This is a genomic window from Devosia sp. P2_G7, assembly GCF_056403495.1.
The window spans coordinates 54,969-70,897 of the sequence record NZ_JBFUFI010000002.1; the positions used below are offsets into that span (position 1 = coordinate 54,969).

General features: G+C 64.9%; 14 protein-coding genes and 1 riboswitch. Of the genes, 5 read left to right on the forward strand and 9 right to left on the reverse strand.

What is annotated here, in order from left to right:
- Window positions 1–3: 3 nt before the first annotated feature.
- Window positions 4–126, reverse strand: a riboswitch (guanidine-I (ykkC/yxkD leader).
- A 257-nt stretch (window positions 127–383) separates the two neighbouring features.
- The 8 genes from AC1DWU_RS03415 to AC1DWU_RS03450 all read right to left on the reverse strand — a co-directional run bounded on the left by AC1DWU_RS03415 (window position 384) and on the right by AC1DWU_RS03450 (window position 8,662).
- On the reverse strand, window positions 384–887 hold the full coding sequence (locus tag AC1DWU_RS03415) for a GyrI-like domain-containing protein (RefSeq protein WP_477148561.1): 504 nt from the start codon (window positions 885–887) through the stop codon (window positions 384–386).
- Between the two features lie 107 nt (window positions 888–994).
- A complete protein-coding gene (locus AC1DWU_RS03420) occupies window positions 995–2,071 on the reverse strand; it encodes an ABC transporter ATP-binding protein (RefSeq protein ID WP_477148562.1) in 1,077 nt (358 codons plus the stop codon).
- A 5-nt stretch (window positions 2,072–2,076) separates the two neighbouring features.
- A complete protein-coding gene (locus AC1DWU_RS03425) occupies window positions 2,077–3,069 on the reverse strand; it encodes a hypothetical protein (RefSeq protein WP_477148563.1) in 993 nt (330 codons plus the stop codon).
- An 11-nt stretch (window positions 3,070–3,080) separates the two neighbouring features.
- Complete coding sequence (locus AC1DWU_RS03430; RefSeq protein ID WP_477148564.1) at window positions 3,081–3,959, reverse strand: carbohydrate ABC transporter permease; 879 nt, start codon at window positions 3,957–3,959, stop codon at window positions 3,081–3,083.
- Window positions 3,959–4,990, reverse strand: coding sequence for a carbohydrate ABC transporter permease (locus AC1DWU_RS03435; protein ID WP_477148565.1), 1,032 nt, complete (start codon window positions 4,988–4,990; stop codon window positions 3,959–3,961). The genes AC1DWU_RS03430 and AC1DWU_RS03435 overlap by 1 nt, the downstream gene beginning before the upstream one ends.
- 144 nt (window positions 4,991–5,134) lie before the next feature.
- Window positions 5,135–6,391, reverse strand: coding sequence for a sugar ABC transporter substrate-binding protein (locus AC1DWU_RS03440; protein WP_477148566.1), 1,257 nt, complete (start codon window positions 6,389–6,391; stop codon window positions 5,135–5,137).
- Between the two features lie 5 nt (window positions 6,392–6,396).
- Window positions 6,397–7,479, reverse strand: coding sequence for a LacI family DNA-binding transcriptional regulator (locus AC1DWU_RS03445; RefSeq protein WP_477148567.1), 1,083 nt, complete (start codon window positions 7,477–7,479; stop codon window positions 6,397–6,399).
- Window positions 7,480–7,639: 160 nt separating this feature from the next.
- The gene (locus AC1DWU_RS03450; RefSeq protein WP_477148568.1) at window positions 7,640–8,662 is read right to left on the reverse strand and encodes a LacI family DNA-binding transcriptional regulator; all 1,023 of its coding nucleotides are present in this window, start codon (window positions 8,660–8,662) and stop codon (window positions 7,640–7,642) included.
- A gap of 205 nt (window positions 8,663–8,867) precedes the next feature.
- Here AC1DWU_RS03450 and AC1DWU_RS03455 point away from each other — a divergent pair, with 205 nt between their 5' ends.
- From AC1DWU_RS03455 to AC1DWU_RS03465, 3 genes are read left to right on the forward strand one after another with little or no spacing between them, the layout of a single operon-like run.
- Complete coding sequence (locus tag AC1DWU_RS03455; RefSeq protein WP_477148569.1) at window positions 8,868–10,409, forward strand: sugar ABC transporter ATP-binding protein; 1,542 nt, start codon at window positions 8,868–8,870, stop codon at window positions 10,407–10,409.
- Window positions 10,390–11,394: an ABC transporter permease gene (locus AC1DWU_RS03460; RefSeq protein WP_477148570.1), complete on the forward strand. Its 1,005-nt coding sequence runs from the start codon at window positions 10,390–10,392 to the stop codon at window positions 11,392–11,394. Before AC1DWU_RS03455 ends, AC1DWU_RS03460 begins: the two co-directional genes overlap by 20 nt.
- A 50-nt stretch (window positions 11,395–11,444) precedes the next feature.
- On the forward strand, window positions 11,445–12,395 hold the full coding sequence (locus AC1DWU_RS03465) for a substrate-binding domain-containing protein (RefSeq protein WP_477148571.1): 951 nt from the start codon (window positions 11,445–11,447) through the stop codon (window positions 12,393–12,395).
- A 54-nt stretch (window positions 12,396–12,449) separates the two neighbouring features.
- Here the strand turns inward: AC1DWU_RS03465 and AC1DWU_RS03470 are convergent, their stop codons facing one another.
- Window positions 12,450–13,355, reverse strand: coding sequence for a LysR family transcriptional regulator (locus tag AC1DWU_RS03470; RefSeq protein ID WP_477148572.1), 906 nt, complete (start codon window positions 13,353–13,355; stop codon window positions 12,450–12,452).
- A gap of 162 nt (window positions 13,356–13,517) precedes the next feature.
- On the opposite strand from AC1DWU_RS03470, the gene AC1DWU_RS03475 reads away from it, so the two are divergent.
- Together AC1DWU_RS03475 and AC1DWU_RS03480 are read left to right on the forward strand one after the other, a co-directional pair.
- Complete coding sequence (locus AC1DWU_RS03475) at window positions 13,518–14,531, forward strand: nucleoside hydrolase (protein WP_477148573.1); 1,014 nt, start codon at window positions 13,518–13,520, stop codon at window positions 14,529–14,531.
- The gene (locus AC1DWU_RS03480) at window positions 14,528–15,844 is read left to right on the forward strand and encodes an extracellular solute-binding protein (RefSeq protein ID WP_477148574.1); all 1,317 of its coding nucleotides are present in this window, start codon (window positions 14,528–14,530) and stop codon (window positions 15,842–15,844) included. The genes AC1DWU_RS03475 and AC1DWU_RS03480 overlap by 4 nt, the downstream gene beginning before the upstream one ends.
- Window positions 15,845–15,929: the final 85 nt, after the last annotated feature.

Consider the following 15,929-nt stretch of genomic DNA (forward strand, 5'->3'; position numbering starts at 1 on the left):
GAGGTCTCCCGGGCTTTTGTCCCGCCGTGTCCCGGGCGGATGTCTCCCGCGCCGGTGGGTGCTCTCGGACCAGACACGCCGGCTCTTTAGAAAGATGCCGACGCCGGAACCCTAGCTCCTAATCTCTGCATACAGTCCAGCAAGCGACGTGCCACTCTATGAAATACAGTGATTTCAATGAGTTGTTATGTGGATCGGCCTCGCCGCAGAACGCGACCTGCGGATTTTGCGAGCGCGATGGTCACGAAGTAGGCACTGCCTGCAGCTAAGGCAGAGGCGCTGCGTCTCGCCAGGCGCTGGCCAAAGCAAGCGCTGGGAACGGGAGCCGGGTTTGCCGGCCACGCGGCGCCCGCCTTTGCCCCTGTACGGATGGAATGATGCCGCTAGGTCACGATCTTGATCGATAACTCCACATCCCAGAGCAGCTTTCTTGGCTCGATCCGGTGATCGGTCAAATAGGCCTCGTAGCGGCACACGTACGACTCGGCTTGGGTGGGGTCGATCGGCTCAAACGCGGTTCCCGTATCGCGCGCCCACTTCATGAGCGCTTGATTGCCGCGCAGGCCGTTGCCCCTGTAGATAAGGGAGGCGAATTTGCCGCCAGGGAGCAAGCCGGCCTTGATCTGGGGGTGGTTTGGCGGGGCCGACCCGGTCAGGAAGCCGGCCTCGATATCCATGATGTCCTTCATGTCGCAATGATAGTAGCGGAGGAAGTACGGCCCTTCCTCCTCGATGCCGTTGGTCTTGCTCCACGCCCGCAAGTCCTTGAGCGCCCGCGTGGCGCGAGCGAACATTCCGGGAAACGGGGTCTTCAACCGTATCCCCACATAGGGCCGGTCGCGCTTCTCGACGATCGTGACCGGACCGATGACGGTTTCTGCCTTCATGCCGCCCTCCATGTGCTCAACTTGCAGCGAATGCTTCTGCACTCCAACACGTTCAAGACGCGCGCATTTGATAGTCTGTGCCTAGTGCCTTCCCTCAGACTTTGGCGTTAGTGCACCGCTGCCCCCGAGGCCAGGAACAGACTTGCCCTCTCGGGCTGTGGCGCAAGGTTCAGGTCCTCGCCGACGGCTACGTCCACATCGCCGGGAAGCGCCACGATGATCTGCTGGCCCGAGGCGAGGGTCATTGCAGCGAGGGTTTCGTTGCCGAGCCGCTCGACGAGCTTCACTTTGCCGCCAATCTGGTGGTCGCCGGTGGTGCCCAGGTGATGCGGCCGTAGGCCGATAGTGACCTCGTCGCCGCTGCTCACGGCGGCGTTCGAGCGGGGAAGGACCAGCGTGCCAATGTCACTCGACGACAGCTTGACGCTGGTCGCATCGGCGTCATCGACGCGGGCCTTGAGCAGGTTCATCTTCGGCGAGCCGATGAAACCGGCGACGAACAGGTTTGCCGGCCGATGGTAGAGGTCGAGCGGCGAGCCGATCTGCTGGACGACGCCGGCGTCGAGCACCACGATCTTGTCGGCCAGCGTCATGGCTTCGACCTGGTCGTGGGTAACGTAGATCATCGTCGCCCCGAGGTCGGCATGGAGCTTCGCCAGCTCCATCCGCATGTCGACGCGGAGTGCTGCATCGAGGTTGGAGAGCGGCTCGTCGAACAGGAACACGCCGGGGTGACGCACGATGGCGCGGCCGATGGCGACGCGCTGGCGCTGGCCGCCGGACAGCTGGCTCGGGCGCCGCTCGAGCAGGTGCTCCATCTGCAGGATGCGTGCGGCTTCCGCGACCTTGGCGTCCTTTTCGGCCTTGGGCGCCTTGGCGATGGTGAGGCCGAAGGCGAGGTTCTCGCGCACCGTCATGTGCGGGAAGATGGCGTAGCTCTGGAACACCATGGCGATGCTGCGATCCTTGGGCGGCAGGTCATTGACCACCCGGTCGCCGATGGTGAGCGTGCCGCCCGAGATGTCCTCAAGGCCGGCGATCATCCGGAGCAAGGTCGACTTGCCGCAGCCTGACGGGCCGACGAACACGCAGAACTCACCGTCCGCGATGTCGATGTCGACACCCTTGATGACCTCGGTGGAGCCGTAGACCTTCTTGATACCGTTGAGCGACACGCGTGCCATTGTTGCTACTCCGCTGCGTCTCTGATGGGGACTACCGAAAGCAGGCCGTCTGCGCCGACGACCACCGGTTCGGGATCCATGACGTAACCGCCAAATTGCGCCTTGCCGTTGTCGGCAAAGCCGAGAATCCGCAGCCCGTCCGGCGTTTCGACAATCCGCGCCGCATACCGCCGGCAGGGTTCGGCGCCATCGAGGAACGGACCGGGCGCGATCTGCCATGGCCCGCGCGGATCGTCCGCGATGAGGTAGTGCGTGCCGGTGACCGGGCTTTGCGGGTTGAACCGCCGGTAGGCCTCGGACCATTGCTGGCCCGAGCAGCAGAACAGGCAGTACCATTTGTGGCCCTGCCGAAAGACCTGCGGCACTTCGAGCTGGCCGAAACCGCCGGAGAACACCGGTGGCTGCAAGGTCCAGGTCATCAGGTCGTCCGAGGTGGCAAAGCCGATCGCCCCGCCGGCGTTGGGTTCGGCCACGCCGGGAACGCGGGCGGTGAAGTACATCAGCCAGCCCTTGCCGTTGGGATCTCGCATCACCCACGGATCGCGCATGGCGCGGTCGTGCCAGTGGCCGATGGCGTGCTGCGCCTCGTAGTGCGCGGCCGCCGGCCCTTCGATATCGAGGCAGAAGCCGTTGCCGACGCGCTGCCAGTTGTGGAGGTCCGTTGAGGTGGCGTGGCCGATACGCTGATAGAGGCCGTCTTCAGCGCGGCGCGTGCCGGTGTAGAACAGGTGCCACAGTTCATCGTCGCCGCGGATCACCGAGCCGGTCCAGGTGGTGTAGTCGTCCCAGGCCGGGCCGGCACTGGGGGCCAGGCTGGTTCCGAGGTGCTGCCAGTCGATGAGGTTGTCCGACACGGCATGGCCCTGCGACACGTTGAAATGGCGCAGATCGGGATCGCCCAGGCTCTTGTCGGCCTGCAGGAAGAACCCGTGCCAGCGCTGGCCGTCATTGACGTACCAGCTGTCCCAGATCCATTTCTTTTCGAGTGCGATGACCATGAATAACTCCGTCAGCCTTTGACGCCGGTCGAGGCGATCGAGGCGATAAATGCGCGTTGCAGGAAGAGGTAGAAGGCGAGCACCGGCACGGTGATCATCGACAGGTAGGCCATGATCTCGCCCCAGGCCCGGTTCAGCTGGAAGAAGTACTGCAGCCCGACCATCACCGGCCGGTAGCCCTCCTGCTGCACCACCATCAGCGGCCACAAGTACTGGTTGTACATGACGAGGAACTTGAGGATTGCCGCGGTCGCTAGCACCGGGCCGGCGAGCGGCATCACCACCTTGCGGTAGACCTGCCACCAGGTTGCCCCTTCGACGCGGGCGGCCTCGATCAGCTCACCCGGCAAATCCTTGAAGTACTGCACGAACAGAAAGATCGTCAGGCCGTCCGCGATGAAGGGGACGATCTGCACCTGGTAGGAGTTGAGCCAGCCGAAGGTCAGGCCGTCGAGCCCAAGCCAGGGGAGCTTCGACGCGATCAACAGCAGCGGGATGGCGATCGTCTCGAACGGCACGATGAGCGTCGCGAGGATCGCCGTCAGCACCAGTTCGCGACCGCGCCAGTCGACGAACACAAAGGCGAAGGCAGCGGCAGAGCAGATCAGTAGCGACAGGATCACCGTCACACCGGTGACCAGCACCGAGTTGAAGATGAACAGCCCGACCGGCGCTCGCTTGAACGCGTCGGAATAGTTATCGAGCGAGATGTCGCCCACCGGCAGGAACGCGGCGAGGCTGCCCGTGTCACCCAGCAGTTGCTGGTCCGGCTTCAAACTCGACACCACCATGAAGATCAGCGGGAAGATGAAGATCACCGCGATCAGGATCAGCACGGCATAGCGCACGGCGAGGCGCAGCCCGCGGTTGTCGGAGGCGATCGCGGCCATCACTTCTTCTCCCGGGTGAGGTAGCGCTGGATCAGTGAGATCGAGAATACGATGACGAACAGGATCACCGAGATGGTCGAGCCACCGGAGATGTCCTGCTTGCCGTAACCGCGCTCGACCGCCTGGAAGACGATGGTCTGGGTGGAATCGAGCGGCCCGCCGCCGGTCATCACGTCGATCTGCGAGAACAGGGCGAAGGCCTGCATGGTGATGACGATCAGGATCAGCACGGCCGTATTCCGGAGGCCGGGCCAGGTGACGTAACGGAACACCTGCCACTTGCTCGAGCCCTCGATAGCCGCGGCCTCGTACAGTGAGGGACTGATGGTCTGGAGGCCCGAGAGCCAGATCACCATGTGGAAGCCCACCGCCTGCCAGATCGACATGGCGATGATGGCGCCGAGCGCGGTCGAGGGGTTGCCGAGCCAATCCACCTTCGGGAACGCCCCGAAGGTCAGCGCGCCAAGCAGGTTGTTCAGCAGCCCACTGCTGCCGTCATAGATGAAGCGCCAGAGCAGCGAGACGACGACGATCGAGACCACGACCGGCATGAAATAGATGGCGCGGAACAGGTTGATGCCCTTGAGCCGCTGGTTGATCAGTAGCGCCAGCACCAGCGCGAGCCCGGCCTGCACCGGCGCGACCACCAGAACGAAGATGAAGGTGTTGACGATCGCCTTCATGAACACGACGTCGCGGGCCAGCACATAGGTGGGGTTGTCGCCCAGCTGGAAGCTGAACCACTCGCGCATGCCGTCGAATTGCGGGAAGTCGGGATTGTTGCGGGTGAAGCTTCGCAGCGACGGATATTTCGGCGCGCCGGTCTTGTCGCGCACCACGGTGCCCGCATCGTCCCGCTCGGGCTCGAGCGTCAGCAGGCCGACACCGAGCAACTGCTCGTAGTTGGCAAGGCCGACGAACTGGGTGGGATTGGGCGAGATCAGCCGCTGGTTGGTGAAGCTGAGGATAATCGCGAAGATGAACGGCACGACCACGAACACGGCGATGAGGAACGCCGCTGGCCCCGCCATGAGCCATCCAACTCGATTTGACCGTGTGAACTTGGAAGCCATGTTGATCTCGCGAGTTGCCAAGGACTTGGGGACCGGCGTGGGGACCGACGTGGGACCCCGGCCGGAGCCGGGATCCCTCCCAGGGCTAGAGGGAGTTGAGCCCTAGAAGCCGTAATTGCCGTTCTTGGCGATGTCGGCGTCGATCTCGTCGACCGCGGCATCGAGCGTCGCGCTGACCTCGGCGCCGTTGGCGATATCGGCAATGGCCTTCTCGAACACCTTGGCGGCGACGACGTAACCCGGGGTCACCGGACGGACGAGTGCCTGCTTGGACGAGAGATCGAAGAACACGGCCATGTCGCCGCCGTCCTTGTAGTGCTCCGTCAGCTGGGCCGCCGTCGGCGTGGCCGGGATCAGACCGATGCCGTCGGTGAAGGCGGCGAGATACTTGTCCTGCAGGGCGAACTCGATGAACTTGGCGGCTCCGTCCGGATGGGCCGACTTGGCCGAGACGCCGAACTGCCAGGATGCCGCGCCGATCTTGGGCCCGTTACCGAAATCGGGAGCAGGCAGGAAGACGGTGTCCGGGAACTGCTTGAGCGTGTTCAACGCTGCCCAGTTGCCGTTCCACGAGAAGGCGTACTTGCCGGCGGCAAAGCCGTTGTCGCGGTCCGCAGGATCCTGAGTCGCCTGGGCATAGCCGTCCTTGAACAGGCTCTGCCACCATTCGCCGAACGCCACCGCGGCTTCGCCATTGAGCACGCCTTCCGCAGTCTTGTAGGTCGAGCGATCGACGATGTCGCCGCCGAAGCTCTGCAGGAACGGCGAGAACGCATAGGGGTACCACTCGCCGGTCCAGGCCATGCCCGGGTCGAAGGCGAACTCGTACTTGCCCGAAGCCTTGGCCTTGGCCAGGGCGTCCATGAATTCGTCCTTGGTCCAGGGCTGGTCGAGGGTCGGCTGCCGGAGCCCGAGCTCGTCGAGGATCGACTTGCGGGTGACGAGGGCCACCGCCGCGTCCCACAGGCCGATCGAATAGAGCTGGCCGTTCCAGACGCCCTTGGTGCCGGGCAGGAACGTCGCGATCTTGCTCTCGTCGATCTTGAGCGGCTGCATATAGCCGGACCACGCCCAGTTGGGCATCACCGGGCCGTCGACGTCGAGAATGTCCGGCAGGTTGCCCGCCAATGCCCCGGCGACGACGCTGTCGTTATAGGCGGCCTGCGGGAAGCTCTGCAGCTCGACCTTCCAGTCGGCCTGGCTGGCGTTGAAGTCCGTGATGATCTGGTTGACGATCTTGGATTCAACTTCGTTGCCGGCGCCGTGATACCACATCGAGAGCGTGGTCTGGGCGAAGGCAGCGCCGGACGAAAGCGCCGTAGAGAGCAGGACGCCCGCTAGGATCGCGAATTTGCTCATTGTCATTAGTCCTCCCTGACGAGTTTGAGCTGTGAGACATTGGGGGAGCGCCGCTCGGCCACCGAGCTGCGCCAGTAGACCGGCCCCGCGACGATATCGGGGCCCGTCTCATCCCGGCCTTCGCCGGAGATCAGGTCCAGGAGGCGCTGCGCCGCGCGCACGCCCATGGCGGTATAGGGGAGCTCCACCGTGGTCAGCGGCGGATAGAGCGTCTCGGCGATGACGCGGTAGTTGTCGTAGCCGGCCACCGAGATCTCGTCCGGCACCTGCAGGCCGCGCGAGCGCAGGATCCCGTAGACCTTGAGCGCCATGCGATCATTACCGCAGCAGAACACGGTGGGCGGCTGCGGCAGGCGCAGCATGTGGTCGATTGCCGCCCACAGCACTTGCGTCTCGCCCTCGGGGCTGCCGATCTCAACGCACTGTACCAGCGTCGGGTCATAGGCAAGCCGCGCCTCGGCCAGCGCCTCGCGGTAGCCCGCCTTGCGCAGCCCTGTCGCAACGATGTCCTCGCGCAGCGTCAGGTAGGCGATCCGCTCGTGCCCGGCTGCGATCAGCCGCGCCACCAGGTCATGCTGTCCCCGCCGGTCGTCGGGAATCACCGCAGGCGTACCGGCATCGTCGAAGCAGTTGGTCAACACGATCGGCGTATCGTCGGGCACAGGCGGCAGTTGGACGTTTTGGTGGTATGGGGCCACGTAGAACAGTCCTTCGACCCGGTGCTCGAGGAAGGTCTTGATGAGCTCGGGTGCCCGCTCGGAGCGGCCCCCGGAATCCGCGATCATCAGCGTCTTGCCGGTGAGGCCGATGGTCTGCTGGATGCCGCGAACCAGCAGCAGTTCCGGCAGACCGGCTGGTTGCGCCGGCTCGACCTGGTCCGAGATGGCGCCGGTGATCAGCCCGATCAGGCCGGATTTGTTGGACCGCATCATGCGGGCCGCGCTCGAGGGGACGTAGCCGAGCGCAGCAATCGCGGCATTGACCGCATCGCGCGTCTTCTTGCCGACGGGCGCGTCCCCGTTCAGCACACGGCTCACGGTCTTGGGCGATACCTTCGCGGCTTTCGCCACGTCGTAGATGGTTGCCATCTGCTCCTCCCGTGCCATTCATCGTTGTGACACCGATGTCATGACACCGATGTCATCTACGTCCAGAAGGTGCGAGAGTCAATGGTCGGCTCTAGGAGGTGGGATCGAGAAGAAGACAGGAGCGCAGCCGCAAGGCCGCTCCGGGGTGGGGCGTACTCGGCTATGGGGCCGGGGGACTTACTGAATTGCGAACGACGAGCTCGCTGCGGAGTAGCAACTCAGTGCGGTCGGGCCGGTTGCCCTCGAGCAGGCCGAGCAGAACGTCCATGGCGGCCTCGCCGATTCTGAGCCGCGGCTGCTTCATGGTCGTGAGGGAGGGGGTAACGAAGCTGGCGAATGAGATGTCATCGAAGCCCATCACGGAGAACTGGCGGGGCAGGTCGTACCGGCGTGCGGTGAGGGCGATGATGACGCCGAGCGCGGTGGCGTCGTTGACGCACAGGAACGCCGTCGGCAGCACGTCGCGCACGAACATGTGCTCGGTTGCCTGCCTGCCGCTTTCGGTCGTGCCGTCGCCATTGAGGATCATGAGCGGATCGATGGTAATTCCGGCGCCCTCGAGCGCGGCGCGATAGCCTTTCTCGCGCAGTTGGTTGACCGCCCGGCTGGTCGAACGGCCGATGAAGGCGATTCGCTGGTGGCCCTGCGAGATCAGGTGCTCGGCCGCCAGCCGCGCGCCCTCGAAATTGTCGACGCCGACGAACGGCACGTCGCTATTGGCCACCGGCTCGTTCACCGCCACCATCGGGGGCAGGCGGGTTTCGGCGCCCTCCTGGCCATGGCCGAAGGGCAGGTGCCCGGTGAGGAGGATCAGGCCGTCGGCCTGGTTGGAGCTGATAAAGCGCAGGTAGTCGGTCTCGCGCTCGGGGTCGTTTCGCGTGTTACCGATCAGCACCCCGTAGCCACGCTTGCTTGCCTCGGTTTCGAGCCCGACGAGGATGTTGGAGAAGTTCGGGTCGCCGACATCGGGGGCGAGAATCAGGATCATGTTGGAGCGCCGCATGCGCAGCGAGCGCGCCATGGCGTTGGCGGCATAGCCGGTCTGCGCAATGGCCTCGTTGACCTTGCGGCGGGTCTCGTCGGCTACCTTGGTCGGCTCGTTGATGGCCCGGCTGACCGTGGCGATGGACACCCCGGCAATCGCCGCAACGTCTTCAATCGTCGCCAGTTTTTGTTGCTGCACCTGGTGCTCCGTCCGCCACCCAACGGGCCAGGCGTCCCCCTTCTTCCCTTAGCAGAAGGCACGGGATGCGCCAGATGGCCCGACCAAAGGCTACACAGTTACCTGTCCATGTAAACCTTTACATCATTCATGAAAACCTTTACATCGATGGCTCGGAAGCGAGCGGAGGGCATAACCCGGCCGCTTCCAGGGGAGGCAAATCAAGATGTCGAACGCCGTGGGCGCGAGCGCGCCGGCGATCCTTGCGGCCAGCCGGATCTCGAAGTCGTTCAACGACGTCCCGGTGCTGTTCAGCGTCGATTTCGACGTGAAACGCGGCGAGGTTCACGCCATCATCGGCGAGAACGGCGCCGGCAAGTCCACCCTCATCAAGATCCTCTCGGGCATCGAGCAGCCGACCTCGGGCACCGTGGTCTATGACGGCAAGCAGGCCGTGCTGCCACCCAATGGCGAGGCCGAGGCGATGGGCATCGTGCTCATCCACCAGGAGCTTAACCTCGCCGAGCACCTGACCGTTGCCGACTCGATCTTCCTTGGCCGCGAGATCCGCCGTTTCGGCTTCCTCGACGTGCGCCAGATGCGTCAGAAGGCGAGGGCGGTGCTCGAAACGCTGCACGTCCATGTCGATCCCGATGCGCGGATCAGCACGCTCTCGGTCGCGGACAAGCAGATGGTCGAGATCGCGAAAGCCATCAGCCGCGATGCGCGCGTACTGATCATGGACGAGCCGACCGCCGTGCTCTCGGTGGGCGAGACGCAGACGCTGTTCGAGCAGATCCGCCGCCTCACGGCGCGCGGCGTCGCGGTGATCTTCATCTCGCACAAGCTCGACGAGGTCATGCAACTGGCCCAGCGAGTCACCGTGCTGCGCGACGGCCAGTTGATTGCCACGGTCAGCACCACGGCGCTGACGCCGGATTCGGCGGCGCAGATGATGGTCGGCCGCGAGCTCACCAACCTCTATCCGCCCAAGCACGAACCCGATATCGACGCGCCGCTGCTGCTCTCGGTGCGCGGGCTCAAGGCGCCGGGCGTCAAGGACATCTCGTTCGATTTGAGGAAGGGCGAGATTCTCGGCTTTGCCGGCCTCATCGGCTCGGGCCGCACCGCGGTCGCCGAAGCTATCGCCGGCCTCACGCACAGGACGGGCGGCGAGATCGAGGTCAAGGGCAAGCCGGCCAACTTCACCCGTGTCGCCCAGTCGGTGGCGGCGGGCCTCGCCTACATGACGAAGGACCGCAAGGGCAAAGGCCTCCTCCTCAACATGGGGCTGCAGCCCAACCTCACGCTGCTGACGCTCAAGAAGCACCTCAAGGCCGGCTTTCTTGACAGCGCCAGCGAGGCCAAGGCGCTGGAGCGCGCAGTGCGTCGCTTCGATATCCGCGCCCGTGACCCCTCGGTCGCTGTCGGCCGGCTCTCAGGCGGCAACCAGCAGAAGCTGATGCTGGGCAAGACCATGGAATCCGAGCCCGACATCATCATCATGGACGAGCCGACGCGCGGCATCGATGTCGGAACCAAGCAGCAGATCTACCACATCATCGCGGCGCTCGCCGCCGAGGGCAAAGCCATCATCGTCATCTCGTCCGAGATGCAGGAGGTGATCGGGCTCAGCCACCGCGTCGTGGTCATGCGCGAGGGTCGCATGGCGGGCCTGCTCGAGGGCGCCGAGATCACCGAAGCAGAAATCATGCGGTACGCCGCCGGCATCAAACAGAGTGGAAACGATGAGCGCATCAGCGCCTGATATTGCAGCGAAGCCCGCCAGGGGGTTCCGCCTCGATTTGAAGACTGTCGGACCCCTCGTGGCGCTGTTGTTGCTGGTGATCCTGGGCATCTCGCTCAACGAGAACTTCCTCACCTACAACAACCTCACCAACGTTCTCGCGCGTTCGAGCTTCATCGGCATCATCGCCATCGGGGCGACCTTCGTCATCACCTCGGGCGGGCTCGACCTGTCGGTGGGCTCGATGGCCGCGGTGATCGCCGGCGTCATGATCATCGTCATGAACTCGCTGATCCCTTCGATGGGGATTGGCGTCGGCGTCGTCCTCGTCGGCATGGGGGCGGGCCTGCTGCTCGGCGGCGGCGCGGGCGTCGGCAACGGGCTGATGATCACCCGCGGGCGCATCGAGGCCTTTATCGTGACGCTGGGCACCATGGGCATCTTCCGCTCGCTCGTCACCTTCCTTGCCGATGGCGGCACGCTGTCGCTCAACTTCCAGGTCGCCGACGTCTACCGCCCGGTCTACTACGACGGCATCCTTGGCGTGCCGTGGCCGATCATCGTCTTCGCGGTCGTCGCGATCGGCGGCGAGATTGTCATGCGCCGCACCGCCTTCGGCCGCTATTGCGCCGCCATTGGCTCCAGCGAGCAGGTCGCGCGCTATTCCTCGATCAATGTCGATAACGTCCGGCTGCTCACCTACATCCTCCAGGGCGTGCTCGTCGCGGTCGCGGTGCTGCTCTACGTGCCGCGCCTAGGCTCGGCCTCGAGCACGACAGGCGTCCTCTGGGAGCTCGAAGCTATCGCCGCGGTGATCATCGGCGGCACCACGCTCAAGGGCGGCTACGGCCGGATCTGGGGCACGGTGGTTGGCGTCGTGATCCTCGGGCTCATCGGCAACATCCTGAACCTCCAGAGCTTCATCAGCCCGTACCTCAACGGAGCGTTCCAGGGCGTCATCATCATTCTCGCCGTGCTGCTGCAGCGGGGGCGCCGCACCAGCTAGGCCAATCGCTATCCACTTCGCCCGCTCAAGGGCACTTTTGGGAGGACTAAATGAAATTGCTGAAATCTCTTCTTGCCGCGGCGGTCGTCGCCGGCGGCCTGGGCGGGGTCGCGCTCGCACAGGACAAGGTGACCATCGGCGTCTCGGTGCCGGCGGCCGACCATGGCTGGACGGGCGGGGTCAACTACTTCGCCCAGCAGGCGATCGAACGGCTCAAGAAGACCTACACCAATGTAGATTTCGTCTTTGCTTCGGCGCCCGACGCGCCCAAGCAGATCGCCGACATCGAGGACATGGTCTCGACCCGCAATATCGATGCCCTCGTCATCCTGCCGGGTGACCCGGACGCGATGACCTCGGCCATCAAGCAGGTCAAGGACGCCGGCAAGTTCGTCACCGTGGTCGACCGCCAGCTGTCGATCAACGGCGTTGAGAACCTCTACGTCGCCGGTGACAATCCGGGCCTCGGCGCCAACTCGGCCGCGTACTTCAAAGAGGCGCTGCCCGAGGGCGGCAACATCGTCATCCTGCGCGGCCTGCCGATCCCGATCGACCAGCAGCGCTTCGACGCCTTCATGAAGGGCATCGAAGGCACCAACATCAAGGTGCTGGACGACGAGTTCGCCAACTGGAACCGCGATGACGGCTTCAAGGTGATGCAGGACTTCCTGACCCGCTTCCCCGACATCAAGGCGGTGTGGGCGCAGGACGACGACATCGCGCTCGGCGCCATCGAGGCGATCAAGCAGGCCGGCCGCGAGAACGACATGTTCATCGTCGGCGGCGCCGGCATGCAGCAGATGCTCCAGCGCGTCCAGGCGGGCGACAAGCTCGTCCCGGTCGATGTGAGCTACAGCCCGGCGATGATCGCCACCGCGATCGAACTCACCACGTCGCACTTTGTCGGCGGCGTGCAGGTCGCCGGCCGCTTCGTCCTCGACTCGACGCTGATCACCAAGGACAACGCCGCCGAGTTCCTCGACGCCGAGAGCCCGTTCTGATCGAACATCTGAACTGACAACGAAGGGGCGAGCTCGCAAGGGCCCGCCCCTTTGCTATGCGATCTCCACCGCCGGCGCAGGTTCCAATTCTATGCCCGCTGCCATCTCCTGCTGGAACCAGCGGGCGATGGCGTTCATCGTGCGGCTCGAGCGATCGTCGCGCCAGGCGAGGAACCAGTGGCCGGGGCGGGTGACCATGCCGAGTGGCGCGATCAGGCGGCCCTGCGCCAGCGCATCCCAGGTGGCCGGGCCGGGGCCGATGGCGACACCGAGGCCGGCTTCGGCGGCCTGCACGCTGAACGACAGCGCGTCGTACCAGATGGTCTCGCGCGGGGGCAGGGCGATCCCCGCCTCGCGCGCCCAGTTGGTCCACATGTCGGGCGGCCAGCGGATATCGAGGCGCGGCAGGCTCCACAGGAACTCGCGCGTCACCTGCCGGTCGCGTACCAGCATCGGGCTCACCACCGGACCGAACGTCTCGGGCGCCACCGGCACCACGGTCATCCCGTGAATATCGAGCAGCGGACCCACCCCGACATAGACATCGATCGAGCGGTCGGCCGGGTTGATCTCGCGCGTCCAGGTGGTGAGCCGCACCGATTTGCCGCCGAGCGCGGTTTCGAGGCTTTGCAGCCGCGGCACCAGCCAGCGGAGGAGGAACGTGTCGGGTGCGGTCAGCATGATGGTCGATTGGCTGGCGGCTGCATGCAGATGCTCGGTGCCGCGCGTAATCGAGGCGAAAGCCTCGGTGACCGTCGCGGCGAACGCCGCCGCCTCCGGCGTCAGCTTCATCGAGCGGTTGCCGCGCTCGAACAGGGCCATGCCGAACTCATCCTCGAGGTTCTTGATATGCCGGCTGATGGCGCCGCTCGTCACATGCAACTCGTCGGCAGCCCGCTTCACGCTGCCCAGCCGGGCGGCGACCTCAAAAGCTCTGACAGCGTTGAGCAGATGCAGCATCGGACCGTTGAGGAAAAGTCAATCGAACAGCTGAAATTTAGGCTGTTTGTCACGCAACGTCCATCCTAGCGTAACGCCATAATACGCGGGCTTATCAGGCGATCCGGGAGGCACTCGGCGCCCGGACGATATCTCGCAGTTTTCCTTGACGACTATCTGCGAGTGACCAGCCCTATGCCCACCCACCGGATCATCATCGATTGCGACCCCGGCCATGACGACATGGCGGCGATCCTGCTCGCCGCCTGGCACCCGGACATCAAGATCGAGGCGATCACCAGCGTATGTGGCAACGCGTCCGTCGCCAACACCACCAATAATGCGCTGCGCATCGTTGAGGCGTTCGGGCTCGATGTGCCGGTCTATGCCGGCGCCGTGCAGCCGCTCCTCCACCGCTACGAGTTCCCCGCGGCCTTCCACGGCCCGAGCGGGCTCGACAGCGCGGGTGCGGAGCTCCCGGGCGCCACCCGTGCTGCCGAGTCCACCCACGCCGTCGACGCCATCATCGCGCTGGCCGATGCCAACCCCGGCGAGATCACCGCCGTCGTCATCGGCCCGATGACCAACCTGGCGCTGGTGCTCGCCAAGCGCCCGGACATGGCGCAGAAGCTGAAGCAGATCGTGTTCATGGGTGGCTCGGCCGGCGAGGGCAACGTCACGCCGGCGGCCGAGTTCAACATCTGGGCCGACGCCGAGGCGGCGCGGATCGTGTTCCGCTCGCGCGTCAAGCTCACGATGTTCGGGCTCAACGTCACGCACCAGACGCTGCTCGGGCGCGACCATGTTGCCGCCGTACGCGCCTCGCAGCCCGCGCCCAATCCGGTCGCCGATATCATGCAGTTCTATTGCGGCACCTACTATTCGTTCGCCGGCGAGGACAAGCCGGGCGCGCCGCTGCACGACCCCTGCACCATCGCGTACCTCATCGATCCCTCGATTTTCACCGTCGAGCAACTCCCCGGGGAAGTAATCGTCGCCGACAGCGAGTCCTACGGCCAGACGCTGATCGACTTCCGGCCGCAGGATCTCAAGCACGACAAGCGCGTCAAGAATGTCGGCGTTGCGCTCAAGGCCGACGTTCCCCGTTTCATAGACCTGGTGACCCAGGCCCTCATCTGGGGCGCCAGCCAGTATGCCTCCCCCTCGCACGTCACTCCCGAAAAGGTGCACTCATGAAGATGTGGAAGACCGCAGCCATTGCCGGGCTCGTTGCCGGCATGCTCACCACCACCGCGTTCGCGCAGCAGAAGACCCTCAACCTCATCGTCATCGAGGGTGGCGACACTACTGCCATGCAGGCGGTGGTCGATGCCTACTCGGCTGGGCATCCCGACATCAAGATCAACCTCCAGCCCTATCCCTTCGCGCAGTTCTTCCAGGTCGCCGACCTGCGCCTGCGCTCGAAGGATGCCGGCATCGATATCGTCTATGTCGATGCCCCGCTGGTCGCGAGCTATTCCTCGCGTGGGTTCCTGTCGCCGATCGATCCGGCGATCGATACCGCCAGCCTCGTGCCGGGTTCCGTCGATGCCGGCAAGTACGACGGCACGCTCTACGCGCTGCCGGTCAACAACTCGGCCCAGGTGCTCTACTACAACAAGAAGCTGTTCGCCGACGCCGGCATCGCGGCGCCCGAGGGCCTCACGGCCGGCGCCACCGCGACGCAGGCGCAGGTCGACGAGCTCGCTTCCACCAAGCGCTGGACCTGGGAGCAGGTGGCCGATGCTGCGCAGAAGCTGACTAAGCGCGACAATGGCCGCACCACCCAGTGGGGCTTCACCGTCGAGCAGTTCGGTGAGCTCTACCAGCTGCAGCCGTTCGGGGAGTCGCTGGGCACCGACGTGATCGGGCCCGACGGCTACACCGCCAAGGGCTATCTCGACAGCGAAGCCTGGACCAAGGCCGCGACCTACTGGTCAAACCTCTACAATGAGTGGGCGGTGAGCCCGAAAAGCCTCGGCTATGGCGAAGCGGCACAGCTGTTCGGCAATGGCCAGCTCGCCATGTTCGCCGGCGGCACCTGGAACCTGCCCATCCTCAGCGCCACCGGCGTCGACTACGGCGTCGCCCCGTACCCCTACTTCGAGGGCGGCAAGGCGCTGACCCCCACCGGCAGCTGGTATATCGGCGTCAACGCCGCCTCGGCCAACCAGGCGGAATCGTTCGATTTCGTGAAGTACCTCACCACGTCCGACGAGGGCACGCGCGTCTGGTTCAAAGCGCTCAACCAGCTCCCGACCTACAAGCCGCTGCTCGACGAAATCAGCAACTCGGCCGACTTTGACGCCTTCCCCAACGACGTGTTCCGCATGGGCGTCTATGACTCGCTCAACACGGCCAAGGTCCGTCCGGTAACGGCCGCCTATGGCCAACTGCAGGACGCGTTCCGCACAGCCTTCGTCGATATCGCCAACGGCGTGCCGGTGAAGGATGCTCTCACGAGCGCCGTGCAGAAATTCGAATCCGCCGCCTCGCGCGTCGCGCAGTAGTCTCCTGCGCCGCCGGTGGCTGTTGACCCCCACCCCTGTCCCCTCCCCCTCAACAGGGGTGGGGAGACGAGAACACTGGCGCATG